16 protein-coding genes are annotated in these 24740 nt (G+C 41.0%); 11 read left to right on the forward strand and 5 right to left on the reverse strand.

All coding sequences use genetic code 11. The features are described 5' to 3' along the window. From BM291_RS05945 to BM291_RS05965, 5 genes are all read left to right on the forward strand, one after another. The coding region (locus BM291_RS05945; RefSeq protein WP_092895333.1) for an OmpA family protein at positions 1–771 on the forward strand (771 nt) is incomplete at its 5' end. A gap of 642 nt (positions 772–1413) precedes the next feature. After that, positions 1414–2667, forward strand: a complete 1254-nt coding sequence (locus BM291_RS05950) for a YdcF family protein (RefSeq protein WP_092895335.1) — start codon at positions 1414–1416, stop codon at positions 2665–2667. 1 nt (position 2668) lies between these two features. Further along, a complete protein-coding gene (locus tag BM291_RS05955; RefSeq protein ID WP_245786783.1) occupies positions 2669–3526 on the forward strand; it encodes a hypothetical protein in 858 nt (285 codons plus the stop codon). Positions 3527–3544: 18 nt separating this feature from the next. Continuing rightward, positions 3545–6808 carry a SusC/RagA family TonB-linked outer membrane protein gene (locus BM291_RS05960; RefSeq protein WP_092895337.1) on the forward strand — a complete coding sequence of 1088 codons (3264 nt, stop codon included), beginning with the start codon at positions 3545–3547 and terminating at the stop codon, positions 6806–6808. A 22-nt stretch (positions 6809–6830) separates the two neighbouring features. After that, positions 6831–8369 carry a RagB/SusD family nutrient uptake outer membrane protein gene (locus BM291_RS05965; protein ID WP_175499651.1) on the forward strand — a complete coding sequence of 513 codons (1539 nt, stop codon included), beginning with the start codon at positions 6831–6833 and terminating at the stop codon, positions 8367–8369. A gap of 122 nt (positions 8370–8491) precedes the next feature. Here the strand turns inward: BM291_RS05965 and BM291_RS05970 are convergent, their stop codons facing one another. From BM291_RS05970 to BM291_RS05985, 4 genes are read right to left on the reverse strand one after another with little or no spacing between them, the layout of a single operon-like run. After that, the gene (locus BM291_RS05970; RefSeq protein ID WP_092895339.1) at positions 8492–10015 is read right to left on the reverse strand and encodes a phytoene desaturase family protein; all 1524 of its coding nucleotides are present in this window, start codon (positions 10013–10015) and stop codon (positions 8492–8494) included. Continuing rightward, on the reverse strand, positions 10008–11288 hold the full coding sequence (locus BM291_RS05975; RefSeq protein WP_092895341.1) for a phenylacetate--CoA ligase family protein: 1281 nt from the start codon (positions 11286–11288) through the stop codon (positions 10008–10010). Before BM291_RS05975 ends, BM291_RS05970 begins: the two co-directional genes overlap by 8 nt. Positions 11289–11293: 5 nt before the next feature. Continuing rightward, complete coding sequence (acpS, locus tag BM291_RS05980; RefSeq protein ID WP_092895343.1) at positions 11294–11659, reverse strand: holo-ACP synthase; 366 nt, start codon at positions 11657–11659, stop codon at positions 11294–11296. Continuing rightward, on the reverse strand, positions 11656–13308 hold the full coding sequence (locus BM291_RS05985) for a C45 family peptidase (protein WP_092895345.1): 1653 nt from the start codon (positions 13306–13308) through the stop codon (positions 11656–11658). The genes acpS and BM291_RS05985 overlap by 4 nt, the downstream gene beginning before the upstream one ends. A 74-nt stretch (positions 13309–13382) precedes the next feature. On the opposite strand from BM291_RS05985, the gene BM291_RS05990 reads away from it, so the two are divergent. The 5 genes from BM291_RS05990 (at position 13383) to BM291_RS06015 (ending at position 19152) form a co-directional block, all read left to right on the forward strand. Then, positions 13383–13979 (forward strand): hypothetical protein, encoded by a 597-nt coding sequence (locus BM291_RS05990; RefSeq protein ID WP_092895347.1) that lies wholly within the window; start codon positions 13383–13385, stop codon positions 13977–13979. 60 nt (positions 13980–14039) lie between these two features. Next, positions 14040–15281, forward strand: a complete 1242-nt coding sequence (locus BM291_RS05995; protein WP_092895349.1) for an NAD(P)/FAD-dependent oxidoreductase — start codon at positions 14040–14042, stop codon at positions 15279–15281. Between the two features lie 87 nt (positions 15282–15368). Next, entirely contained in the window at positions 15369–16355 is a 987-nt protein-coding gene (locus tag BM291_RS06000) for a hypothetical protein (RefSeq protein ID WP_139229049.1), read from the forward strand. A 1346-nt stretch (positions 16356–17701) separates the two neighbouring features. Then, a complete protein-coding gene (locus BM291_RS06010) occupies positions 17702–18511 on the forward strand; it encodes a hypothetical protein (RefSeq protein WP_092895355.1) in 810 nt (269 codons plus the stop codon). Between the two features lie 191 nt (positions 18512–18702). Next, positions 18703–19152 (forward strand): hypothetical protein, encoded by a 450-nt coding sequence (locus BM291_RS06015; RefSeq protein WP_092895357.1) that lies wholly within the window; start codon positions 18703–18705, stop codon positions 19150–19152. Between the two features lie 79 nt (positions 19153–19231). Here BM291_RS06015 and BM291_RS06020 read toward each other — a convergent pair whose 3' ends face one another. Beyond that, entirely contained in the window at positions 19232–23035 is a 3804-nt protein-coding gene (locus tag BM291_RS06020) for a trifunctional MMPL family transporter/lysophospholipid acyltransferase/class I SAM-dependent methyltransferase (protein ID WP_092895359.1), read from the reverse strand. A gap of 159 nt (positions 23036–23194) precedes the next feature. Between BM291_RS06020 and BM291_RS06025 the strand changes: the two genes are divergently transcribed. Further along, complete coding sequence (locus BM291_RS06025) at positions 23195–24739, forward strand: flexirubin biosynthesis tyrosine ammonia-lyase FlxA (RefSeq protein ID WP_092895361.1); 1545 nt, start codon at positions 23195–23197, stop codon at positions 24737–24739. Position 24740: the final 1 nt, after the last annotated feature.

The raw sequence follows: 24740 nt of genomic DNA on the forward strand, positions 1-24740 counted from the left end.
GCAGAATTGGTGAACTCCAATAAGTTGAAGGATTCTAACGCCATAGAAGGAGAAGTTACATTTATAGAATATGAATCCGCTGAAGGAGTAACGGCAACCCAGATCTATCGAACGTTTGAGATCCAGTTAGTAAAGGCTGGTTTTAAGCTTGTTTTTTCGTGTCGCTCTGCTGATTGCGGAAATATGCCTATGCACTTTGTGCGTAACTATATCGATGGAAGTGAGGATTTGGGAAATTCTATGGTTGAGAAAAAAGGATCTTTCATCGTAGCTACTGGATCTCATGAAAATGAAACCTATTATGTCATCATCGTTGTGGGAGAAAATTCACACGAAAAGATGTCTAGGTATGTAATAAATATCATCAAGCAGGAAAATCTTGATACCAATAAAGTGGATGTGGCTTCAGTATCAGATAAAATTAAGATGGAGGGAAGCTATGCGTTTTATGGGATTCAATTTGATCTCAACAGCGCTGTACTCAAACCTGAAGCCGATGAATCCTTAGATTTAATGGCCGATTATCTTGCTAGATTTTCAGATTTAAAAGTGTTAATCGTGGGCCACACCGACAACTCTGGTGAATTCGAAATGAATAAGGTGCTTTCTGAAAAAAGAGCGGAGGCGGTAGTTAGTGTGTTGATTTCTAAGTATAAGATTGATAGAAAAAGACTTACCCCCGTAGGAGTGGGAATGGCTTCTCCAAAAGCCAGTAACGCAAATGAAGAAGGAAAATCAATAAATAGAAGAGTAGAAATAGTTTTGAAGTAGCTCTTAATTGCCAGTAGTTCTTCCAAGGAATAGCTTGTGTGCAATTTAATTCTGGTATTAATGTTCTCAAGGGATGCTTGTAATACCTCTCATACAGAAAACTCAAAAGGCATGAAGTCATTGAAAAAGTGGCGTATGGAGAACTTCCTGAAATGCAACCTTAAGAAGAGGAGTACTCTCTACTGACATCTGGTAAAGTGAATTTAGGGAATGTTATTGAGTTAGGACGTTCTCTTTTGTTTCCTATTAAATAGTTAAGATTTCCTGCCTTAGTATTTTAATAGTTTCCGGAGTTTTGCTCTCCCACTCATCATAATTCTTTATTTTATAATATTCAAATAGGGCAACTGAACTTTCCTGAATGATCTTAACATGGATTTAACTAGGAGTAAATTTTTAATCAGAGAGCAGATTAGACTGTTTTATTTATTACATGCTATGAGCTTACTCCTTAGTATAGAATTAGATAATTCCGAGATTCAAGTTGCCTTTGTCGCATGATTTTACCTGATTTTATACGTTTTTACTCCATTTTTTAATTCTTACTAAGTTCTGATTTAGTGTCTCTGCTTCACGATTTTTTCATTTTTTGATAACGAGTAGCGTGCTCAAAATACCTCATTAGCTTTCGTCCTTTGCGGTATGAAAAAGCCACCTTTATTTCTCTTGCTTCTGCTGTTGGGGGGATTTTGTTTGGGTCAGAATTCTCCTCAAACAGGTTATCAGCCAATTTTAGGAGAGAATCCAACACAAGCTAAGAATGTATACCTGCTCAGTTTAATTGAACAGATGCCCGAAGTGAAAAGCTTATTCGAAAAGGACTCCGAATTAGCGAAAGTCGCCTCCGCCAAGTTCGAGCGCTTATCTCAATCACTAAAGGATTGTGGCAAGGATGCAACCTGCTATCCCGCAGCATTGGGATTCACGGATCAGGAAATTGATTTGATTGCCGGCCGTATTGAGCAGCTTGCTAAGCAACACAGTTCATTATCATCTATTTCCATTGAGCATCTCGCACCATCAGGGATGTACCAGATGAATGCTTCTGACGATGCAGCACTCTTTTTGGCCAATGCCTGGAAGCAGGATGCCGCTGCCATTAACCATATCATAGCCATCTATGGTCGGGGAGAAAAGCCAAATTATCCTAAGATAGACTCATTGGGTATGAACCTGAACTCATCGACCTACCTAGCCAATATTCAGGCCTTAAGTGAATTGGCTTTGGTGAAATATGATGGCTCAAAGGTGTTCTATCAATTGACACTGGGCTATGCAATGGATGCACTTGCAATGGCCAGATTTGAAAGAGCAGGGGACTTCGAGCCCATGACGGAGCATGAAAATAAGGCTGCTTTGGAAGCAGCAAAAAACACAGTATGGGATCAGTTTGATTACCCCTTGATACTGATTCCTGGGGCAGGAACAGATAATTACCTAGACAGTCTCAGTTCAGGAGGGGTAGTGAGGAGCCAACTCGCATTTGATGCCTATAAGAAAAAGAAAGCTCCATTCATTCTGGTTTCGGGAGGCTTTGTACATCCATATAAAGTACTGCATAATGAGGCCATAGAAATGAAGCGTTATCTGCTGAAACTAGGCGTGCCCGAATCTGCCATTCTTATAGATCCACACGCGAGGCATACCACTACAAACATGAGAAATACCGCCAGAATCATATTTCGCTATGGATTTCCTACAGATAGACCTTCGATTACTGTGACTACTCCAGCACAAAGCGCCTACATCTATTCGGATGTGATGCATAACCGGTGCATGAAGGAGCTGGGCTACCATCCCTATTCCAATGGAAAGCGTCTCTCGGCTACGACTGCAGAATTTTATCCTATGATCACCTCATTTCAGATCGACACCGATGAACCTCTTGATCCCTAAGATGAATAAGCAGATTCAATTTCTTTTGCTCCTCATTGTTTCTGCTACCAAGATAAGCGCACAGGACATGTCCATTGTTCAAGTCCAAACCCTTCCAGAAGTAGGAGCAGCTCAGGGAGTTACTAAAATATCTGACCATGTTTATGTGTATGGCGACCGGGAAGTGGGCATGATGAGGAGCTATTCCCTTTCGGACTCCTTGGATTATACAGGTGAGGAATACCTGTTTACTGTGGACGGCAGAGACCATATCAATCATCCCACTGGCATAGCCTATGCCAAAGGTTTTCCAACCTTTATAGGGAATTCAATTCGAATGAATAAGGAAGGGACGCTTTGGAAAGCAATGATTTATGCCATCGATTGGGAAGGGTTTTTAAATACTAAAACTCTGGATGGAAATCTTTTGGCTACCATAGAAGATGATGCCTGTATCCAAGGGACTCGACCGGAATATGTGCGCTATAAGAGCAAAATGATGGTAGCTACTGCAGACTATGGGCCTACACGAAATGAGGTCAGACTTTACGACCCTGAAAAACTCCTTAACGCTAATAAGTCCTCCGATTCAGGAGTTTTAGTAGGAAAATTCACCTGCTCACCTTGGGTACAAAATCTACACTGGATAGCCGATGAAGGTGTTTTGGTTCTGATCCAAAACCAAATCGAAGGAAGGCTGTGGCGATTGACATACCTCGATTTGGAAGCTTCCCTGTCAGCAGGAAAAGAAGTAGTGCTTCAGCAGATTGACTTTGATAGAAAAGACGAGTTGGAAGGTTTCTGCCTTCTGAATCCCTCCTTGGGAATAGCAGTATCCTCTTCCAGAACCCAAAATGCCGCTTTGATCAAAATCCCTTAATTCTTAAAATTTAACTACATGATGAGAAAATTATTCAATGTGATCTTGGTATCACTACTTTCCATGGGCTTCGCATTTGCCCAAGGAATTGTAAGTGGTACTGTGACAGATCAGAATGGAAAGCCTTTAGACGGTGTTTCCATTCTGGAAAAAGGTACCAGTAATTATGATATTACTAATCCAGATGGAAGCTATCAGCTCAAGACCCAAAATGGAGCTGTATTGGTGTTTACTTTGATGGGTTACGGCTCCAAAGAAATGCCAGTAGGAAAACAGTCAATAGTTAATGTTCAGCTGATCTCGCAAGACCTTGATTTGGAGGAAGTAGTCGTGATCGGTTACCAAACTCTTCGTAAATCTGACTTGACTGGAGCGGTTTCCAATCTAAAAGCAAAGGATCTAAACTTGACCACTCCTACACTCGGTCAAGCACTGACCGGTAAAATTGCAGGGGTACAGGTTTCTCAGGTATCCGGCGCACCTTACGAAACTACTAAAATTAGAGTTCGAGGTATAGGATCTATCAACGCCAGTTCATCACCACTTTATGTGATCGATGGCTATCCGGCTGCCAATGATGTTTATATCAATCCTAATGATATTGAATCCATTGATATCCTTAAAGATGCAGCTTCTGCGGCGATTTACGGTTCCCGAGCTTCTGGTGGTGTAGTATTGATTACTACCAAAAGAGGTAAAGAAGGTAAAGCGCAGGTAGAGTTTGACTACCAGTCAGGGGTACAGCAGCTGGCTAAGAAAGTTGATCTGTTAAACTCTACAGAGTTTGTAGATCTTTTGATTGATGCGAGAAACAATAATTATAGAAATCTGATTGAAAATTCCGGAAGAACATGGACAGATGCTATGTATTCGGATTCCAACGGCACCAGAGTTTCCAATGTAGGAAATGCTGGAGGAGTAAGTATTCCGACTGATTTCTACGATTTTGCAAATCAACAGGCGATTGCACCAGAGTATGATACGGATTGGCAAGATGTGCTTTATAGAAATGCACATACTCAACGTTACAACCTTGCTGTAAATGGTGGAAATGAAAAGTCTCGCTACTTCCTTAGTGGTGGGTACCAACATCAGCCGGGTATTATTGAAACAACCAATCAGGATCGTTTTAACCTGCGACTGAATGTGGATTCCAAAGTAAGCGAACGCTTCAGAGTGGGTGCCAATGTGGCTTTTACTAGCAATATCAACCGTGAGGTGCAGGAAGGAAGATTTAATCAGGGACCTATTTTGGGTGCTTTGATCTATATGCCAATCTTCAAAGCCTATAACGAAGACGGGACTTTGGCCAAAAATGAAGCGGCTTCCCTTTCTTCAGCTTATGGCTTCCAAAGTATAGAAAATCCACTAGCCCTAGCCAGTGAGACCATTATTAGCCGTCGTGGACAACGAGGTACCTACAATGCCAATGCTAGCTATGATATTCTGAAAGGCTTGACTTTCAAGGCTAACTTGGGTATGCAGACATACTTTGAGAAGTATGAATTCTACAAGCCTACCAGCTTGAGTAGTGGTGCCAACCCACCTTATTCTGATCAGGCCAAAAATGCGGCTTACGCTACGGCACAAACCTATGATAGGAGAGATAAGTTGGGAGAATTTACTTTAGCTTACCTGAAGGATTTTAACAAGCATTCCATCAATGCACTTGCCGGATATACTGTGCAAGCTACCGATACGGATGTACTCAGTGTGACTTCAAATGGGTTTGAGAATGATAACATTCCAGAAATCACTGGGAAAGGTGCAGATCCAACCAATTTCCAAATGAATGGTGGCACTGGGAAAACCCAGACTCGATTGCTGTCTTACTTAGCCAGAGTTGGCTACAATTACGATAGCAGGTATTACCTGACTGCTTCTTTCAGACGGGACGGGTCTTCCAGATTTGGTCCGCTCAATAGATACGGCAACTTCCCATCTCTTTCAGCTGCATGGAATATTTCTAACGAAGATTTCTATAATGACTGGTTAGGCGAAGGTTCTTCTCTGAAACTCAGAGCAAGCTGGGGTCTAAGTGGTAACAATAACATCGGGGATTACAATTATGCCCAAGTGGTGTCAACTTCGCAACCCGTGGTATTTGGCAATGGCACCGTAGAATCAGGTGTTTATCCGCTGAATATGAGAGATCAATCCTTAGGATGGGAATCCACCAGCCAGTTCAACGTCGGTGTGGATACCGAATTTTTGAATGGTAGACTTTCTGTGATTGCTAATGCTTACCTAAGCCGTTCTTTTAATTTATTGCTTAACAGACCTATCTCTGCTATTTCTGGAGCTACCTCGGTACTGACGAATATGCCGGATTCCAAAGTAGAGAATAAAGGGTTTGATATTCAGATTGATGCAGCAGTGGTTTCCAAAAGTGATTTTAACCTGAACATCAGCGGTAATATTTCCCTTAACCGCAATAAGGTTTTGGATCTTGGGGATGCGAGTACTATTCTTTCCCGTGGTGCTGAGCGATCTTACCTGACACATATTACGACCACAGGACAGCCTATCGGAATGTTCTATGGTTTTAAAGTGGGTGGTATGGTAAGACAAAGCGATATGGATAACATCGCTGCTGATGATGCTGCTTATAATTCAGCAACTCAATCCTTTCCTGAAGGATATGAAATCAAAGGCCCTCCGAGATCTTTGGCTTCAAGTAATCCACTACGTCCAGGAGACCTCTACTTTGAGGATGTGAATGGTGATGGTATTGTCAGTGATGAGGACAAGACAGTGATTGGTACTCCTTACGCAGACTTCACCTATGGTCTTACCTTAAGCGGTAATTACAGAAGTTTTGACTTTGCGGTATCAATGAACGGTTCTCAGGGAAATGAAGTACTGGATGGACAGGATTACTACTTGTTTAATATGGAAGCTTCGGGAAATCAATATGCAGTCGTGGATGATAGATTCAGAAGCGAAAGCGAACCAGGCAATGGCTGGGTGTACAAGGCTTCAAGAGGAGGTACCCAAAGTAACAGTACCCGACTATCCACTTTCTACATTCAGGATGGATCATTCCTACGGATCACCAATATCACCGTGGGTTATAATGTAAAGCCAGAAGCTTTGCAGAAAATGAAACTTGCAGCTTTCCGCATATATATGGGAGTGGACAATGCTTTCACGTTTACCAAGTATTTAGGATACAATCCTGAGGTGGATTACAATGATGGCGCTAACCTAACTCCAGGAGTAGATTATGGTAAGTACCCACTGATGAGATCATACAACCTAGGTGTAAAAGTCACTTTCTAATCTGATTCCAAAATTGAAAATCATGAAAAAATACATCATCATATTTCTTACATTCATCAGCACGGTCGCACTTTTTTCCTGTGGGGAAGAATTTCTGGATCTTTCTGATCCCAATGCAGTTCCTGCAGGTGAATTCTTGCAAGCACCGGCCGATGTAGAGGCAGCTGTTAATGGTATCTATCAAGCTATTCGAAGCAATAGTGCACTGGGTGAAAGCAGCAGTGTTTATATCGACGAGCGAAGTGACGACATGGGCCGTAATGACAACCAGTCCAGTGCTGGCGAGCCTTTTCAGTTTACTGATTTCTCCATTATCCCAAGTAATACCTACCTGAAAAGTCACTGGTCAGCATTGTACACCATCGTGTCCCGTGCTAATTATGTGATCAATAATATAGAATCTGTTACTTATACAGATGAAAGCCTAAGAAGCATACACTTGGCACAGGCTACTTACCTTCGAGCGTTGGCTTATTATCATCTGGTTAGAAAGTGGGGGGCAGTTCCTCTGGTTATTCAAGAAGTGAAGACTCCCGATGAGTTGGAAGAGGTCACGTATAGAGAAACTGAGGCTAATGTTTACGCACAGATCATCGCAGATTTGGAATTGGCTACCGCAAGTTCTCTGCCCGACCATCAGCCGATTTCAGGAAAAGGGAAAGTGTCTAAAGTGGCAGCGTTGGCGTTATTAGGAGAAGTCTACCTAACTATGGGCAGTGATGAGATTCCAGGTAAAAGCCCAAGTGAATACTTCGCGCTAGCTAAACAAAATCTGGAAGCAGCTTATGGGAAAAGAACGTTTGGAGACCTTAAGGAGATCAGCTTTGAATCTGTTTTCGATGTGGATCAAAAATCCACTAATCCTGAATTGATATTCCAGATTGTTTACCGTCAGGGAGATCAGAACCTAAGCTCATCTGTAGCCAGAAATAACCAGGCATTGGGTGAAACTATCAACTCGCAGAGACCGGCAACAGGCAGTGGTACCCGGGTGAATTTGGATTTGGTCAATGAATTTGAGGATAATGATCCTCGCAAGAACTTCTCTGTGAATTATGCTGAAGACTCTAGAGTTCAGGAATACTTCATTTCCAAGTATCGTGATTTAAGTGATGCTGCAGGGGTAAATGGCTTCGGTGGCAATGACCACATCATGATGCGCTATGCGGATGTGATTCTGTTATTGGCTGAGGTAAATGAGCGATTGGGTAATACCGGTGAAGCAGTAGCCATGTTAAACCAAGTAAGAGAAAGGGCAGGGCTGCCATTGTATGAGCAGGCAAAGCAGAATGCTGATTACGCTACAAACTATCCAACCTTAAAACTGGCGATTTTACATGAGCGAAGAGTAGAATTGGCCTTTGAGCAGAAGCGTTGGTATGACCTCTTGAGAGCCTTTACAAATGCAGAATTGGTACAGTTCTTCAAGAGCAAGGAGCAGTCAGAGTATGGGATTGCCAATCTTCAGAATTTCTCTGAGAAGGACAGGTACTATCCGATTCCATTTGATGAATACCAGCTCGACCCAGAGCGTATGTATCAGAATCCAGGATATAATTGATAATGACAAAGAATAGTAGAAAGGAGCCTCGAAAGGGCTCCTTTTTTTCTGTATGCTATTACCTCAAATAATTAAGAAAGCTTTCTTTCGAGGTTCAAAGCTGTATTCCCTGAATTAATTTATTAAACGTATGCCTTCAACTTATCCAGCATGTACTTTTTCCCTAAAATAAACTGGCAGGTGACCATCGCGCTGATGGTGACTCCTAGTACACCGTGAAGAATTACATTTTGGCCAGTTAGGAATAAATTATCCAGCTTCGTATTGGCACTGATAAAGGACTTGACGGGAGCGTTGAAATCCTTCTTTATCCCATATAATCCTCCTTCTATAGCTCCGATGTAATCTCGCTGCGTGAGTGGAGTGGCGGTATAATAGCTCTCAATACAATCGGTAAATCCTGGGTACACAGTCGATAAAGCTGCTATCAATTCCTCAGCCTTTTCTCTCTTGAATTTGACATATTCTCCCGATCTCTCACTTTCACTGAGTGTAGTGTTAAAACTGTTCTCCCATTTCCTTACCTCCTCATAATTCATGTAGGCCATGGCTGTGAGCGTGTGGGAATATTCTGTGTCTTTGCTGGGTCTGGAATTGAAAATTGCCAGTGCTTTCAGTTTGTTTTCTGGGCCATTTTTTTGCGTGTTCCATACGTCATCTTCGATGAAATGATAGCGGTTTGAATTCGAGAATTTGAAGGTGTCTGGTTTTAACTTGATGTAAAGAATAAAGGAGGAAACTGTGTTTTCCAGCTGCAGCATGCGATTCACATTCACTTTTCTCAAGCCTTCTGTATTGAGAAGTTTAAAAGTCTGCGTGGGATGCATATTGGAGATAAACTGCTTTCCTTTAATTGTCTGCCCATCGGAAAGAACTACATACTGTACCTGTTTTGCCGTGTTTTCTATTTTTGTGACTTCAGTATTAATGAAGATTTCTCCGCCCATTTTCTTGATGTCCTTTCGAAGTTGCTTCGAAATTTGATCACTGTGTTTTAGCTTATAAGCACTGCCGATGTAGGAATCTATGATCAGCGCATGAATGTAAAATGGTGATGAATCTCCCTCCCCAGCATAAAGCAAGTTGGATCCAGCGAGGACCTTCTGAAGCTTTTGATCGCTGGTGCAGTCAGCTATGACTTCTTTGGCACTTAGGCTAAAAGCACTCATTTCATCTGTTTCGGTATAATCTATATGCAGATTGTACCATTCGAATTTTTCGCAAATGCGTTTTATCTCATCACAGTATTTCCTTAATCCCTCTTCTTCTTTAGGGAAATGCTTGAGCAATTGCTGGACGAAATTCTCATATCCTTGCCCATGTGGATAGAGGATATCATCATTTTCAAAGGATATCACATCGTACCCATCTTTGTCCAAAAGCTCTTTTTCTACGTTTTCGAATAGGTTGAAATACTTGAAAAATGGGTAAAGTGCCTGACCTTTATCCAGCCCACCGATGTAGTGCACACCGGAATCGAACTTCACTTTGTCCCGTTTGAAAGTCTGAAGATTTCCGCCTATCTGGGCATTTTTCTCCAGGATGCAAACTGATTTCCCCTCCTGAGCGAGCACGTAGCCACAGAGCAAACCTCCTAATCCTGAGCCTATGATGACAACGTCGTATTCTTCTTTGATCTTAGGCATTTCTATTGTCAATTATCTTTTTTGGCTTCCTGCTATTTCCTCGGAAAAGTAGCTTTTGGATAGCTGAAATTGATGATATTTTCAGATTGGGCTTCACTCGGAGTTTGGCCTGCAAGTCAATAAGTAGAGAATTGCTTTCTGCCTCGGTACAGGTTTCTGGAAGGATAATACTCACCGAATCCAGACCATTTTCATCCTGATCTATTTCGATAAGGTATGGACTGGCAGTAGGGTGTAGGTGGAGGACTTCTTCGATCTGTGTTGGGTAAATGGTAGTGCCTTTCAGCTTGATCATCTGAGCCAAGCGACCTTCGATAGGTCCAAGTCGTGGCGTGATTCTTCCGCAAGCGCAAGTTTTTGAATGTTTTCTAGCCAAGTCACCCGTTTGAAATCTCACCAGAGGCATTGCCTCAATTCCTAAAGGAGTGACAGTGACTTCGCCGAGTTCTCCATCAGCGACTTCATTTCCATTTACATCCAAAATCTCCAAAATGATCAATTCCGGGAGTAAATGTCCGCCTTGTTTCTCCTGACATTCGGTAAACGCCGTTGCCATCTCGGTGGAGGCATAGGTAGATCTCAGATCCAGATGCCAGTGCTCAGCGATATTTTTTGTCAATTGATTGTCGCTGAAATCAGCATTTCTCAACGGTTCTCCAATGCACAAAGCTTTCGTGATTTGGTGTTGAATCGAGCTTGAGTTTGCTCCCAATTTCTGAAGAAATGATGGTACAGCAATCAAGGCAGTAGGATTGATTTGTTTGATCATTTCCCAGTGGAATTCTGGAGTTCCCTGTCCAGCACGGATTACAGCAGCGCCTATTTTAGTCAAACCTAGGTAATACGCCATTCCCGCCATGAAGCATTTGTCCAATGTCGTGGTGATTTGAACGGTATCGTCAGCGGTGAAATCAGCTATTTCCAACGAACGAGCTTCGTTATAAGCTAATCTATCCAAGTCATTTTTGCTGAGTGCTATGCTTACAGGTTTGCCAGTGGTTCCAGATGTAGTGACGTATTCTACTACATCTCTCTTAGAAATACTTAAGAAATCTGAATTGCAGTCAGCAAGATCTTTTTTTGAAGTCTTGGTAAATTTGGATAAATCCGAAAGCTTGGAAATAGAAGCTATGTCCTTTTCGGAAAACTTGTCTTTGTAAAAAGGTGAGTTGGCAAGCGTATAGCGAAGATGCTTCTTGAGCAGATCAACCTGTAGGTTTTCTAGCTCGTCAGCTGGTAAATAGTCTATGTTTTTGTCAAGTGTGAATCTCATGTCTTTCAAACTACAATTACGACTGCTACGGCAGTTTGTGAAGTATGACTTAGGGTCAAAAGTATATTTGAATAGCCTTCTTTTTCAAAATGAAGCTTTGTATTTCCATGTAAGCTAAGTTTCGGCTGACCGGATTCCAGTCTGATCACTTCGATTTCATGGAATTGCGCATCATTTGCCCAGCCCAAGCCTACGGCTTTCATGTAGGCTTCCTTCGCTGCGAATCTCGCAGCAAAGCATTGAGGAGCATTTCCCTGTGCGCTGCAATAGGCTTCTTCTTCAGCTGTAAAAATCATTTTCACAAATGCTGGCTTTTGGCATTTCTTAGCCATCCTGTCCACCTCTACGATATCTATGCCTATTCCCCTCATTTGATCTTCGCCATATTTTCGCTGATGTGCGTACTGATTCCAAGATATGGAATTGCTTTACTTTGTGCTTGCTGATAGTATTTTTTTGCTGTCGCAAAATCATCCTGCTCAAAATAGAAATCTGCAAGCAACAAGTAAGGTTCGTAATACTCAGGATTGGTCTCGATCCACTTTTCGGTGAATCCATTTTCAGCTACTTTTTGTTCAGCATTTTCTTTGAATTCTACCTTTAAAAGCTTGTATACAGTATAATTTGAAAATCCTTGACTAGCGTAGAATGAATCCTGAGCTAATCGTAATGAGTCTATTTCAGGAGAGTTGATTGGATCAAAAGTCCCCATGGTTTTGATGGAATTGACATCATAGGCATGAAAAACATTTTCTTGAAATGGAGCTGCAGAAATGTATGCAATTCCTTTCAAAGGTTCAAAAATCACAGAATGATGTGCCAGCAATTGATTGATCGCCATGGGATTTCCTGTTCCTAGATCCTTATTGCTGACGCCTTTTTGATCACGGATGTATCGAAGCGTGTTTTCTACAGAAATTGCAGTGTCTTCTCCGGTCAGTTCTTTCATTCGATCAAAGCGAGGCATGGATTCTGAATCTCGAATATGATCTAAATTGAGCTCAGAATCTTTATAGAAATCACTTTGAAAGTGATTTGCCACGATGAGCTCATTGCCTTCAGGATAGTAAATAGACGTTTTCTCAGGAGTTTTTTCGATGACAGCTGCCTTTTTGTCTAAGGCAGATGCGATGGTAAAAGACTCAGATACGAACACATCGTACTTGGAGATAATCGCAAAAGCTTCTTCAATCGTAGAGGCGTATTGGATCACATCACGTGCGATAATGGAAACTGGCGTAGAGCTTTTGGTAGGAAGTTCGGATGGAAGTGCATTGAGCGTGACGGTTAGGCCTTTTTCGTTCATACCAGAAACCACTCCGCTAAAACCTCCCCAAGTCACAGAGACGAAGTCGTAACCTTCACTTGGATTGACGAACAGAACGATTTTATCCTTGGCAAACTCGTCGCCGAAGTAAAAATCAAAATTTCTTCCCAACACCATTTGAGCTTCTTCTTGCTCAAAATCCCATTGAACTACAGCGGTGCAGGCTACCAAGTTCATGTTTTGCACCATGTGGCCGATGTCATGGGCGGCGTGGTAATTCAAAACTCGATTGTATTTAGGGCCTACGTAGGAATATTTATCAGAGAAGCTCTGGGATGCCATGTAGATTTCCTGCAGGTATTCCTCGGGAATGTCTTCATCGAGATTGCGATTGAACCAGCCGATCCCGAGCTGCATAATTGTTCGCATGAATCTGGAAGGAAGCATCTTTTCAATTTCACCTACGAAAGCATCTTCCTGACTTTGGATCAGTTCTTTGTGTAAAATGCCCAGCGCAATGCCTCGCTCGTAAGGTGTACCTTCTATGTAACTCTCCCAGTTCCCTGATTCGTTTTTGCGAAGCCAATTGTTTTTGAAGCGAAAAGTTGTGGAGTTAATTGTCTCCCGTTCCAGATTTTGAGCCTGAAGTTCAGGTAGATTCGGGGCAGTATAAACCGTAATTTTTATAAAAACTATGGGTAGAATTATCAACAGAGATATAACTCCGGCAATGATGAGTTTTTTCTTCTGCAATTCTAGTCTAATTTTAGGAGCCTGATTCTTTGGGAAAAGAGCAGGTATTTTTACATTATTTAAGTGTCAAAGTTATGAATTTATTTTACTCCCTTATTCTTCCGTTTCTAGCATTTTTTCCAAGTTTTGAAAAGGATCAGCTCGTAAATATGGATGAGTCAGTGACTTGGATAGGTATTGATTATTCAGAAGCAAAATTTGTAGGCTCAGCTGGCTTTACCGACCCTAGCGATTTGCCAAGATTCTTGCTCGAATGGAATGATTTTGTCATCACCGAGCCTGATAAATATGATGTGAAAAAGGCCTTGGGCGTACCTTCCGTTACGATAGATTTGGCATTTACTTATGCTAGAAATAAAGAAATTGATACTGAGGCGATGGTCCAAGAAGAGGACTTTAAATTGAGCAAGGAAGAAGTTGAAGCTGTTGCGAAGTCCTATGATTTGTCTAAAATCTCCGGCACGGCAGCGATGTTAGTAGCCGAGTGTTATAATAAAAAGAGGCTTGAAGGATCCCATTGGCTTGTGTTGATCGACGCTCAAACTTCTGAGATATTGTCAGCTGAGAGATTTGTAGAAAAGCCAGGTGGATTTGGCTTGAGAAATTACTGGGCACGAACGATTTATGAGTTGTTTGAAAGCAATGCGAAAGCGATTAAAAAGAAGAAATAGTATTTAGCAGTAGATTTTTAGTGTTAGTTGGTTAGGCTCAAGAGTGGGTAAAATTTTGACATGAAGAAAATAGTAGTGATAGGAGCAGGGCCGGCTGGAGCAGTTGCCTCAAGTTATCTTGCGAAGCAGGGTTTTGAGGTGATTGTACTAGAAAAGGAAGGTTTCCCAAGGTTTGTGATTGGCGAAAGCTTACTCCCTAAATGCATGGATGCGCTGGAAGAAGCTGGTCTGATGTCTCCATTACTTGAGAAAGGCTACCAAAAGAAGATGGGAGCTTCCTATTATAATAGAGCTAATCAAACCTGTAATTTTCTGTTTAGTCAGCAATTCTCTAAATCTTGGGATTGGACTTGGAATGTGCAGCGGGTCAATTTTGATCAGGATTTGGTAGATGCAGCTCAAGCAAATGGAGTACAGTTTGTCTTTGGGTGCACTGTAACTGCAGTGGAGATCGAGGGTGAATACCGCACAGTAACCTATCAGTCGCAGGATGGTAAGGAAACGAAAATTGAAGCATCCTTTGTGATAGATGCGAGTGGTTATGGGCGTGTGCTGCCGAGGTTATTTGACTTGGATATCCCATCTGTTCAAAAGTCGAGAGGTGCGGTCTTTGCGCACTTTGTGGATCAGAAGAGAACAGGAAGAGAGGGCGATGATATTTTCATCTATCCATTTGATGAGAAGAATTCCTGGATTTGGGTTATCCCATTTTCAGATGGTACCGCCAGTGTAGGTATCGTGTCTGATATGGAAGATACCAAAGCTCGTGCTGCCGATGACTTTGCCGCATATTTGAAGTTTGTGCAAAGTTTCGAGTTGCTAAATGGAAGATTCACGGAGGCTGCATATCAGCGTGATCCTACGATGATTTTAGGCTATTCTGTAGGCGTGAAAAGCATGTTTGGCGAAGGCTATGTGCTCTGTGGGAATTCCACCGAATTTCTCGATCCAGTATTTTCCTCTGGAGTTACGCTGGCTACAGTTTCCGGTTTGCAAGCTGCCAAACTGGTCGAAAAGGAGTTAAATGGAGAATCTGTGGATTGGCAAAAAGACTACGAAGACGAGATGAGGTATGGGATCGAAGTGTTCAGATCCTATGTCGATGGCTGGTACAATGGCGAACTGCAGACAATTTTCTTCAATCCAAAGATCAATCCCCAAATTAAGGCCCAGATTTGTTCCGTTTTGGCTGGGCACGTATGGGATGTCTCCAATCCATTTGTAAAAAAGCACAAAACGATACTTTCTACGCTGGCGAAAGTAATCCAGATCGAGAATAAAGGGACGGAGGTAAAACAGTGAAGACCTGTGAACAATTGCGATATAGACGCAATAGGGTAGTGGGAGTTATATATATAGAAGTGTTATGTGGCATTTAAAAAGACGACAATGAAGATAAATTTAATCATACTTTTTTCACTAATGACTCTTTTTTCCTGTCAAGCACAGATAACAGACAAAAAAAAAGTTGAAACACCTGCAATTAATTCAACGGACTTCCAAGTTAACTTTGACACTCTTAATATTTCAATTGACGGATACTTAAGAAAGGTAGTATTGTTTCAAGACAATTTTTACGGAATGTTTGAGACAGGTAGAAGAAACACATCACAGAGATTTAAAAAAATGATTGTGTTTAGTCAAAATGGAGATTTTGTAGAAGACGTTTTTGTTCCCAAAGAAATTCAAGGAATGCCACACTATGACCTGATAGTACAAAATGACAGCTTATATGTGAAAGAATCTCAGTTTGAAAAAATTAATTTTCTGTTAGGTAAATATGTTGCAGACTTCAAATTGACAGAAACCAAAGATTTAAAATTTTATCAGGACGAATTGTATGATATTTATGCAACTTGTAATGGAGAATGGGGCGGAACAATTTATTTCAAAAACAAAAAAACAAACGAAAGTTTTGAAGCTTCTTCAACCTGCTCAATTGTCATTAACAAAATTGACGGTGAATATTATGTAACGAATTATATGGGACATATGATGGGATTTGCGAGTATTTTAAAAATCCAAGACCCTTCTAAACTTGAAAAATCCAACTTAAAATTTGACCGACATGAAGGAAGCCGTTTTGATAAGGGCGTTGAAACATTATTAGACACAATCGACTTTTATATTCCAACTTCATTTGTGGTTGATAAACAACTATATCACTTATACTCTGATGAAAATGGAACATACATAGGACTAATTGAAAATGGAAAAATGAAACCAATTCACAAATTTGATTTTATTTTTCACGCTCACTTCAATCAACACCTTGACAATGGAAAACAATTATTGACTTTTAATTTTAAGGAAAGTGAAAAAAGCGGAATACTAATAATTGATGGTAAATACTTTACATTTTACCGACAAAAATAAAGAAAAACGCCACATAATCGAGTAGACTGCCGTGAGCCATAAGCCCACGGTGCGCCTCTCACACCACCGTACGTACGGGTCTCGTATACGGCGGTTCGCAAAGCATAGAATCATCGCTCTTTACACCGATGATACCTTTCCGCTACTTTTAAGTATAGGCTATACATTGTATTCCTATACGAATTTTCGCTTCACAATACGTTCAGTCCTTCACTACTTCTGTGAGTCCTCCATAGTTCTTATAGCTCGTTCCTCGTAGCTACTATGACCTCAGCTGACTTCTCTTCAATGTACTCGACATCTAGAGACCTCCCTCGGTAAGATGAATATCCTTGTATGTATCTCTGCTACATCTACTATTTCGGTACGCTCTCCACTTGATGAATCAAACGGAGCTTTGGACTTCGGCAGCATGTGTTACCTCATCCGACCTAATAGCCTCTGTATGTAGTTTCTGTTTCCCGCCTTGCGGGACAGGCTGTCAGTACAGACACCGCAGTCTGGCTTACTTCAGTGTATAACTCGCGGTAAACCACCTTGCCACTTGCTTGGCTTCGGGTAACAGCCTGTCCCGATTCTTATCGGGAACTCCCGCGCTTAAGGGACTTTCACCCGTTGGAACGACCATCTTTTTGGTCTATATTCACCATTCAAGGCACACACATCGTGTATAGTGCATACCCTTCGGGATACACACCATACACATGGCGTTATGCATAATTAGACAAAATGAAGAAACATAGAATTCTAGGGACGATTTGGGTCATTTTTGCCCTTTACGATCTGTTTTTTGGAGTCCATTTCTTATATCAATATTCAGCTCCCGCAACTTTTTGGTTGTACATGATGCCTAATTGGATAACTTTTGGAAAGATATTTCTGGGGATAGCCGGTCTAATTATTGGAATAGCAATTTTTAGAAGGGGTGACCATCGGTTCGTTATGCCATTTGCAACACTCCTTTTATCGTATATAACCATAGACTTCATTAAACTTGGTGATGGACTAATTAACAATACAGGGAGTAACATATTATTCCTTCTACTGGCACTGCTAACTATAATGTTAAATCGCGGTTTTAATTCGACTCAGCTTAGGATAATTAAGGAAACGAGAACATTGATATTCCTTACTGTAGGTTTAATGCCTTACATTCTTCACAGATGGCTAGATTATGACTGGTTCAACTTTCTACACTGACGAAGAACATATGCATAACACGAGGCTATAATCTATGGCCGGGTTTGTAGGTGCGGATACATTTCTGCTTTTCATTACCTTTATCTGGGGCGGATATTGAAGTGGTTTTAAAACGGCCACAGATCATAGCCCAAACGATACATGGCATGAGACTTCAAATCGCAATATTCCTCTTACTAATCTCCTGCTTGACTGCTCAAGGACAAGAGAAAATCAGTTTTGATACCTTGAAAGTATCCTTTCATACTGGGGATGAAGTTATGTACACGAAGAGTTTTACTGTGTTTAAGGGTGATGATAAACTCAAGGCTGTAAATACGTTCGAATACTACATTGGAATTGAACCTCTGAAAAGTGACACTTTTGATTTGGATAAAAAACAACGCTTGTTAATTCAAAACTTCCTAAAAACTGCTATTCACTTCAAAGACACATGCACCAATAAGTATATGAGCACTTCAAGTGAAGATTATATAATCGAGTATGCTAATTCCAAGATTTCCATTAGGAATCGATTTTGTGATTGGGACGACTATTCATATGACAACTTGGAACAAAATCTATTCTCCAAACATTTCGATCAACTGAATCTGAAACGGAAAAAATATGAGAGCTATTTGGACAATTCAATTCGTGGAAATTGGCAAATTATTTCACCTGAAGCGCCATGGAAATGGGGAACGAATGTCACACTCTTGAAACAGAGCGAACTAACTAACGAAGTTGGTTGGATTTTTAATTCCCGCAAGAAATTTTCAACTCATGCATCCGATCCTTTGAAATTTGAAAAACTTGAATGTTACAAATGGGACATTGATGAAGGTGATGTTTTACTGATAATTGATTCTGAGGTTTATTACACTCCTGACCAAGGATCAAAATCGTACGATGGTGCAACATTTAAACTAAAAAAGTTAACTCCTGGCAGAATCGAACTGGAATTTTTATGGAGATAAAACGCCATGTAACAAATGCTATGAATGAATGGGGTTTTATCGGTCAGGATATTTTCGTGGGGATTGGAAAGTCCGCCACAAGTATAAATTTAAATCAAGGCGTTGGCTATGTGCAAGAGTAAAAATTTGTACTGCTAATCCCCTCTCATCATTTCCAAACCGTTATCATTAATTAAAACTAAAATGCATATATGATTTTCTTAAAAAGGATAGGAATTGCTATGCTCTTTCTAATCGCTATCCAAACCCTTACTTTTTATACAATAGGTGAAAGATCTTTAATAAAGGAGATTGGGAATAACTATGAAAGTTATGTGTTACAATACAATGAAAATGAATTTAAAGATATTGGTGTTATTTCTGAACTCAATCCCACGAGGGAACAAGTGATTGAATATTTTAGCGAGTTTAGAACCTATAATTTAAAGATCTGTACCTCAACTTCTGATTGTTCTGACTTGCAAGAAAATAATTACTTTTATTTCTATTTTTTTGACTTCGAAACTAAAAATCCGTTCACAGTAAATTTAATAAATGAAGGCGAATGGGCTAAGGAATTTGGAGCAAGTTGGGATTCTAAATATATCTGGATTGTTTATAAATGGATTTTAATTGAGAAAACTAATACTGGAATCTCTTAAGAAAATGATTGCATATTTTCGCGGTAGCTGGGAAATGTCATTTTAGATTTTTATTTGCTTCTCCCCCTCAATTAAAAAATCACCTCACCCGCTTAATCGCTATCAGCGTATTACTCGAATTGTCTGACTCCGAAAGGATTTTCATTTCCAATTGATTATCAGTAGCCCAGTTCTCAAGATAAGCCAGTTCAAAAAAAGAAAGCTCGTCAGTCACCTTGTTGAATTTCATCAATTTGGTGCTCCATTTTTCGGACTTGATCGTCCACTTATGTTTGTCTGAGTCGCTGAGTAAGCCATCTTTTATGATGAATATCCCATGAGGATTTAGTGCTTTGAGGCAGTTGTCCAAGACAATATTCTTTTTTTCCGGACTCAAATAATGCAACACATCCATCAGGATAATAGCATCTGCCGGCTCCAGATTCATCGTTGAAATGTCTTCTGTGTGGAACTTCATGCTTCCATCATTGAGGTAGCAATTCTCCGCTACGGCAACCTTGTCTTCATCGTAATCCACTCCGATGATTTCTCTGTCCGCGTTTTTCAATTTGAGGAAATAGCTTAAAAATCCATTGCCACATCCCAGGTCATAGATCTTGTTTTTGGTAAGCAGTTCTCGGTGGATAAGCTCGTAATTGTGCTTTTCGTGGCTATACTTTATTTTAAAATACCATTCCAGAATTGGGCCTTTGTAGAGATAGCCGTAGTTCAACGGGCTGAATAGATAGTCCGCATCTTCTCTTTCCAGTGTGAACTTGGCGTGTTCTTCTTTGAAGTACTTCGTGATGTTCTTTGCTCGCTGGCTATATCCCTCTCCATATCGTGCGTCCGAATTGGTGATTCTAGGGAGTACTTTCATGTTTTGATAGCCGCTCTTGACGTAATAATCACCTTTTGGTAAGATGTAATGAAGTCCATGAAGTAGCACTGGTGTAATATCGATTTGTAGCAACTCACTCAGGTAAAAAGCGCCCTTGTGAAAACGAGTCAATTTCCCATCTACTGATCGATGACTCTCGGGGAAAACCAAGATAGAGTAACCATCAGCAACCAAACCTTGCAGCTTTTCAAGACTATCCTCAATTGGCAGAAATGCTGGAATGTAATCAGCAAAACGAATAAACTTGCCGAAAATAGGGGAGTTGTAAACCCATGGTCCAACCAAGAATGTGATTTTCGGATGCTGCATCGCGATAAACAAAATGTCCAAAAAGGAGCTGTGATTTGCTATGATCACTGAAGGTTTGTTGAAGTCAAGCAACTCATAGTCGTAGTATCGCTTCTTGAGAAATACCATGAATTTCAACAGTGCCCAGGTGAAAAACTGGATCAAGCGATGCACGAAAAGCTTTTTACTCTTCAGTTTCCAAAACGGAATGATCATCACGATGACGGTCAGAATGGTACTGATCAGGCAACCGAGGAAGAAGAAGGAGAAAGCAAAAATGCTTATTGCCAACTCTAATAAGGTGTAAGGAGGTTTGCCTTGATCTGTGCGTCTGGTGATTAGCGTTTTGTACAAAAATGGCTGAACCACGAAGCTCAAAATAACTATGGTGCTGATGCCAATTACGCTGATCGCTGCGATAGATCGGATAGCAGGATGCTGCCCAAAAAACAAGACGCCAGTCCCGATAATCGTACTGATGGAAGAAAGCAGAATTCCAGCTTTATTGGTTGCTAGGGCGTTCTTTCCATACTTGTGCTTGGTCTGCAATCCATCGGTGATGAATATAGAGAAATCATCTCCTAGACCGAAAATGATCGTAGCGATCATGATATTGATGAAGTTGAACTTGATCCCGAAAAGTGCAGCCAATCCCAAAATCCAGATCCAACTCAACACCATAGGAAGAAAGGAAATCAGCGTCAATTCCAGTCTGCCATAGACGAGGAGCATGGATACAAATACCAGCACACTGGCGATAATCAGCAGCAAGTTGAAATCAGCCTTCACCGAATTGACAAGTGACTCTGCCACACTTTCTCCATCGACTATAAAGGTGCCGGGCACGGCTGAGATTGTAGCTTTCAATTGCTCGTAATCGGCCTTTTCGAAGACTACCGTGGTAAGGATGCTCGTGTTTTGATCTTGGATGATCAGCTTTTGCAGGCTTTCAAATTGAGTTGCAAATTCTATAGAATTGACCTGCTCTGGAGTAGTTTGAATGCTTCTGACGAATGGAGAGAAAGCTCTGGAACTGTATCCAAGAGAATCAGCAATAGAAGTAAAGTATGGAAGGAAAGCGTCCTCATTTTCTCGCCAGTAAGTTTCCCAAGCTTCGGACTTTTGTTGGATTTCAGCTGCTGGCAGTACAAAGGAAGCTATAGAGTTTACCTGCTGATTGTGGGCAGTCGAGTTTCCTGTTAATGCCGCAAAAAGAACCCTGTTATTTGCTGCAGCCTCATTTTCAGTTTCTCCATGAGCTACTATGGTAATTCGCTTTTCTAAGTCGGGATTGATGTTTTGATGCGCGATTTCCTTCTTTTTGAGATAATCGGGATAAAAATTGAGCTTGTTAAGATCATTTTCGAAGGCCACATCATTTGCAAAAAAGGCTAGAAATCCTGTTGCCAGGAGGATGATAAGCAGTATCCATTTAGGTTGCTTGATCTTATCGGAGCTAAATTTTTCTATCAGGAAATCCAGTTTACTACTTCCTTCCTGCATGGTCCTTTTACCCAAAAGCTGAATCAAATGAGGCAACAGAAATAGGATAAACAACAAGGTGAACAGCAAACTCAAACCCGTGAACAAGCCGAAATCTCGTAGTGCTTCCGAGTTGGCGAAGGTCAAGGAGAAGAATGCAACGATAGTCGTGAAGCTGCTGACAATAAGTGGAAATGCGATGCTGTTCCGGGTTTTGATCGCATCCTTGTCCTGACTCAAATGAGAGAAGAAATGGAAAGAATAATCGACCACGATTCCCATGATCACAGCACTGGCACTTAACGCCAAGGCAGAAATCCCTCCTTTGAATAAATAGACGAAGGTGATCGAAGCGGCGATGCCAAAGGTGCCAGGAAGCACAAAAAACAGAATGGTGGAAAGCTTTCTATAATAGAAATAAAGCAGTCCGACTATGAAAATAAGCGCGAGGTTGACTGTGAGGATGATGTCCTTTTTGATCTGCTTGGCATTAGCAGCTACGATTGCAAATGAGCCGAAGTAATCCAACTCAGCATTCGATGTATTTTGATTCCAACTGTCTTTAAACCCGCTTAATTGCTCATCAAAAAGCTGGACATTACTTACTTCCTTTGGATCAAAAAGAACTGCCCCATTTACCATCAAGCTAGCTCCATCCGTGGAGATAAATAAGCCTTCGGTAGCTAACATGTTTTGAAGAGAAAGTCCCTTCGAAAGTCTCTTATAGGCAAATTGATTGAAATGAAGCGGGTCATTTGCGATGGACTGCGCCATTCCAAAACCTTGCGCGCTGCTAAGAAGCTTCTTGTCCTCAGCTAAGGCTTTGACTACATTCCCATTTTCCAACAGACTATCAATAGCCTCGTAATCGCTTTTTTCCAGAAATAGATAAAGATGCTCTTCTACGAAGGAATTGAATATATCAGGATCAATATCTGAGCGGTACTGAAGTGCTCCCAATTGAGAACCAAACTTGTCATTCAGAGCAGTGACAAGTGCAGTTCCAGCGCTGTCTATTTTGTAATTATCGCCTTTGAAATCCTCAATATTCAATGAAAAAAAGACTGCTTTTTCACCTTTTTCAATTACTGGCTTGAGCGCATCCATGTCCAGACTGCTTGGAATGGATTTGTTGAGATTTTCGTGGATATCCAACTTCGAAGCACTGTATGCACCCACCAAAAGAACCAGGATAAAAAGAAGGATAGGAAGGAGCTTGTTCAATGAGGGCATAAAATTGCAACAACGAAAACCGTGTTTTAACTATGCAATATTAACATTCTACCTGCGGAAAGTCTCCACCGTTAATTCAAATATTCCTTTAAAATAGGCATTCAAGGTTCTCGGTAATGCTAATTATTATAGTTTTGTACTTAACAATTATTGAGTAATATGACAGGAAATCTGCCGAGTGATTATCTGCAGTTGAAGGATATTCAGGATTATTTAAAAGGCGATAAGGACTATATTTTAGCCGACACCCAGCTGCAGAGATCTATTCGTTCTTTCGAATTTTTGAAAGAATTCTCCAAAAATAAAGTCATTTACGGGATTAACACGGGTTTTGGGCCCATGGCTCAGTATCGTGTAGGAGAGGAGAATCTCAAGGAACTTCAGTACAATTTGATCCGAAGTCATGCCAATGGAACGGGAGATTTCCTGTCACCAGCGACTACGAAGATCATCATGATTTGCAGATTGAATACCCTGGCGCTCGGATTTTCGGGTACAAGTCCAGGAGTATTGAAGACTTTGGAAAGCTATATCGCTCATGAGATTTATCCACTCATTCCGCAGCATGGCGGAGTGGGTGCAAGTGGTGATTTGGTGCAACTCGCACATTTAGCATTGGGTTTGATCGGTGAGGGAAAGGCTTATTTCAAAAATGAAATTGTAACTACCGAATATGCCCTTCAGGCTGCAAATATTAAACCAGCTGAGTTAGAGCTCCGTGATGGATTGTCTCTGATCAATGGAACATCCTGCATGAGCGGTTTGGCGACAATCAATTTGATTCAGACTTCCACACTTTTGCATTACAGCGTGCTGGCTTCGTCCGTGATGAACGAGTTGACGGCTTCGTACACCGATTCTTTTAGCGAGGAACTGAACGGAGCAAAACTTCATCCAGGACAGCAATTTATCGCTCAGAAGATGCGTGAGAATTTGGTTGATGGCAATGTTCTTAAAAATAGAAAAGACCATTTGTTCAATGAAGAGTACATTGATGGTCAGGAATTTTTCTCCGAAAAAGTGCAGGAATATTACTCCTTGAGATGTGTACCTCAGATCATAGGCCCGATTTACGATACTTATTTGAATGCAAAGAAAATAGTAGAAGAGGAGATCAACTCTGCCAATGACAATCCGATTGTCTGTGCTGAAACCGAAAATGTATATCACGGAGGTAATTTCCATGGAGATTATATTTCCTTCGAAATGGATAAGCTTAAGATCGGCGTAACGAAGATGAGCATGCTGATGGAGCGGCAGATCAATTACCTGATGAATAACCGTTTGAACAATAAGTTTCCAGCTTTCTTGAATATGGGCAAGCTGGGCTTCAATTTCGGTTTGCAGGGAATGCAGTTTACCGCAGTGAGTACAACTGCTGAGAATCAGACTTTGAGCAATCCTATGTATGTGCATTCTATTCCGAACAACGGAGATAATCAGGATATCGTAAGTATGGGGACGAATTCGGCGCTGATGGCGGAGCGGGTGATCAACAATACATTTGAGGTGCTTTCCGTCCAGCTAGTGGCGATCGCGCAGGCCATAGATATAGACCAGAGTTATGAGAAGCTATCGACAGCTTCGAAGGCATTGTATGATTTCGTGAGAAAATCTATAGATGTGATAAAAGAAGATAAGCCTCAATACGAAGGCTTAGCCAGATTAAAGGCTAACTTATTACAAAGTAAAGAAGGATTATAAA

This window comes from Algoriphagus aquimarinus, assembly GCF_900112005.1.
In the GTDB taxonomy this organism is placed as follows: Bacteria; Bacteroidota; Bacteroidia; order Cytophagales; family Cyclobacteriaceae; genus Algoriphagus; species Algoriphagus aquimarinus.

Excerpts from the sequence above, each read along its gene's own strand:
- BM291_RS05950 (WP_092895335.1), top strand. The coding sequence starts at position 1,414 with ATGAAAAAGCCACCTTTATTTCTCTTGCTTCTGCTGTTGGGGGGATTT.
- BM291_RS05955 (WP_245786783.1), top strand. The coding sequence starts at position 2,669 with ATGAATAAGCAGATTCAATTTCTTTTGCTCCTCATTGTTTCTGCTACC.
- BM291_RS05960 (WP_092895337.1), top strand. The coding sequence starts at position 3,545 with ATGATGAGAAAATTATTCAATGTGATCTTGGTATCACTACTTTCCATG.
- BM291_RS05965 (WP_175499651.1), top strand. The coding sequence starts at position 6,831 with ATGAAAAAATACATCATCATATTTCTTACATTCATCAGCACGGTCGCA.
- BM291_RS05970 (WP_092895339.1), bottom strand. The coding sequence starts at position 10,015 with ATGCCTAAGATCAAAGAAGAATACGACGTTGTCATCATAGGCTCAGGA.
- BM291_RS05975 (WP_092895341.1), bottom strand. The coding sequence starts at position 11,288 with ATGAGATTCACACTTGACAAAAACATAGACTATTTACCAGCTGACGAG.
- acpS (WP_092895343.1), bottom strand. The coding sequence starts at position 11,659 with ATGAGGGGAATAGGCATAGATATCGTAGAGGTGGACAGGATGGCTAAG.
- BM291_RS05990 (WP_092895347.1), top strand. The coding sequence starts at position 13,383 with ATGAATTTATTTTACTCCCTTATTCTTCCGTTTCTAGCATTTTTTCCA.
- BM291_RS05995 (WP_092895349.1), top strand. The coding sequence starts at position 14,040 with ATGAAGAAAATAGTAGTGATAGGAGCAGGGCCGGCTGGAGCAGTTGCC.
- BM291_RS06000 (WP_139229049.1), top strand. The coding sequence starts at position 15,369 with ATGAAGATAAATTTAATCATACTTTTTTCACTAATGACTCTTTTTTCC.
- BM291_RS06010 (WP_092895355.1), top strand. The coding sequence starts at position 17,702 with ATGAGACTTCAAATCGCAATATTCCTCTTACTAATCTCCTGCTTGACT.
- BM291_RS06015 (WP_092895357.1), top strand. The coding sequence starts at position 18,703 with ATGATTTTCTTAAAAAGGATAGGAATTGCTATGCTCTTTCTAATCGCT.
- BM291_RS06020 (WP_092895359.1), bottom strand. The coding sequence starts at position 23,035 with ATGCCCTCATTGAACAAGCTCCTTCCTATCCTTCTTTTTATCCTGGTT.
- BM291_RS06025 (WP_092895361.1), top strand. The coding sequence starts at position 23,195 with ATGACAGGAAATCTGCCGAGTGATTATCTGCAGTTGAAGGATATTCAG.